At 42.1% G+C, this 2,209-nt stretch carries 3 protein-coding genes; all 3 read left to right on the top strand.

Features of this window, described 5'->3' with window-relative positions:
- A partial coding sequence (locus HMPREF2560_RS10900) for an RHS repeat-associated core domain-containing protein (RefSeq protein ID WP_210400416.1) occupies nucleotides 1-1,098 on the top strand: 1,098 nt, incomplete at its 5' end.
- Nucleotides 1,099-1,112: 14 nt separating this feature from the next.
- Nucleotides 1,113-1,568, top strand: a complete 456-nt coding sequence (locus tag HMPREF2560_RS05505; protein WP_070608589.1) for a hypothetical protein — start codon at nucleotides 1,113-1,115, stop codon at nucleotides 1,566-1,568.
- Nucleotides 1,569-1,664: 96 nt separating this feature from the next.
- A partial coding sequence (locus HMPREF2560_RS11260) for an RHS repeat domain-containing protein (RefSeq protein WP_070873763.1) occupies nucleotides 1,665-2,209 on the top strand: 545 nt, incomplete at its 3' end.

Here is a 2,209-nt window from a genome sequence, read left to right as displayed (position 1 = left end):
GAATACAACGGCATCGAATACACCTACGACGCCTTGGGTAATTTGATTTACCGCCAGCTGCCCAACGGCGAAAACCAATATTACCAATACGATCTCGAAAACCAACTCGTCCGCGCCGAAATCAAAAAGTCAGCCGGCAATACTGAGATTTGGACATACGCCTACGACCCGTTCGGAAGACGCCTTTCCAAAGAACGCCAAGACAAACTAGCTTGGACGAGTACCGACCCCAAACGCACCCACTTCGTCTGGGACGGCAGCCGCCTATTACAAGAGTATACCTACAAAGGCAGCTACACCTATCTCTACACCGACCAAGACAGCTACGAACCTTTAGCCCAAGTCTTCCACAATAACCAAGACGAAGAGCAATACCTCGCTTATTTCCACAACGACCAAATCGGCATACCGAGGGAAATGACCGACATCCACGGCAATCTTCTGTGGTACGGCGAATACACCGCCTGGGGTCGCCTGAAAAAGGATGAGCGGGTCTATCGGAATGCGTACCAGCCGTTCAGATTGCAAAACCAATACTTCGATGAAGAGACCGGACTGCATTACAACCTGATGCGCTATTACGAGCCTGAGGCAGGTCGGTTTGTGAATCAGGACCCGATTGGGTTGTTGGGTGGGGATAATTTATATCAGTTTGCTCCGAATGTGCAGGAGTGGGTTGATGTTTGGGGGCTTAAAAATAATTCTCAGCTGTTGGGAGAAGCAATTACTAAATCTACTCGGTGGTCTGGTCGTCAAGCGCATCATAAAATTCCGGTAGAGGTGTTTAATAATTCTCCACTGTTACAACGCCTAGAAAAACAAGGATTATTTAAACTTAATGGAAAAGGTAACGGAATTATGTTACCGGAATCTCTATCTAAAGGGACTACCCGTTCTAAACATAAGGGCTATCATAGAGGATATAACCAAGCAATTATGGGAATAGTAGATAATATTGATAAAAATTCTAAATGTGATAGAGAAAAGGCTAGAAAAATTCAATCATTACAATCCAAAATTCATAAGGCACTTAAGTCAGGAAGTATGTCTTTATATAAACCGACAACAAAACAAGATTGGATTAATTACTTAACATAATAAGGAGTAACATCATGAATATAATATTAGAATTTATAAAAAATAATTTATTAGAAGTATCAGGTAATTTTCAAAACAGCCGATGGAAAATTATTCAAGATATTTCAGTAGCACAAAGATATGCATATCAGCAGTATGATTTAGAGACTGTTTGGGCGGATTTGCGTGAATCAAACTCACTAATTTTAAAGCTATCTACAGATGAAGATGACAATTTTTGGGATGAATATGCTGTTCCTGCAATTGAAAAAAAATTAAATTCCTTGCACTTAGAGGAGGGATTAAAAGATAGTTTATTTAGTGATATAGATGCCGATTTATTTAATTGTTATTTAAACAACAAATATAAGAAAAATCATCCTATTTGGAATATGATAGAAGATGCTTATTTTAAAGGGTTTTGGCCTTGTGGATGGGAAGGTAAATATCCTGAGGGGAAGCTTGTTGTTTTTAAATTAAACTATGCTTAAATAAAAAACATGATAATCGCCATCTAGATAAAGCATTGAATCCAACGCAAGGTTTTCAGACGGCCTCAATATCTTCTTTGAGGTCGTCTGAACCATTTGTTCTTTAACAACCTGATCTACCGCCAGTTGCCTAATGGCGAAAACCAATATTACCAATACGATTTAGAAAACCAACTCGTCCGCGCCGAAATCAAAAAGCCCGTCGGCAACACCGAAATCTGGACATACGCCTACGACCCGTTCGGACGCCGCCTTTCCAAAGAGCGCCAAGACAAACTCGCCTGGACGAGTACCGATCCGAAACGCACCCACTTCGTCTGGGAAGGCAGCAGCTTGTTGCAGGAGTACACCTACAAAGGCAGCTATACCTATATCTACACCGACCAAGACAGCTACGAACCGCTGGCGCAAATCTTTGACAACGCCAAAGATGGCAAACAATACCTCGCCTATTTCCACAACGACCAAATCGGCATACCGCGCGAGATGACCGATATCCACGGCAATCTTCTGTGGTACGGCAAATACACCGCCTGGGGTCGTCTGAAAAAGGATGAACGCGTTTATAAGGATGCACATCAGCCGTTCCGACTGCAAAACCAGTATTATGATGAAGAGACCGGACTGCATTACAACCTGAT

Origin of the sequence: Neisseria sp. HMSC078H04 (genome assembly GCF_001838135.1) — a bacterium.
Taxonomy (GTDB): Bacteria; Pseudomonadota; Gammaproteobacteria; order Burkholderiales; family Neisseriaceae; genus Neisseria.
This window is presented reverse-complemented; position numbering and strand designations above follow the sequence as displayed.

Excerpts from the sequence above, each read along its gene's own strand:
- HMPREF2560_RS05505 (WP_070608589.1), top strand. The coding sequence starts at position 1,113 with ATGAATATAATATTAGAATTTATAAAAAATAATTTATTAGAAGTATCA.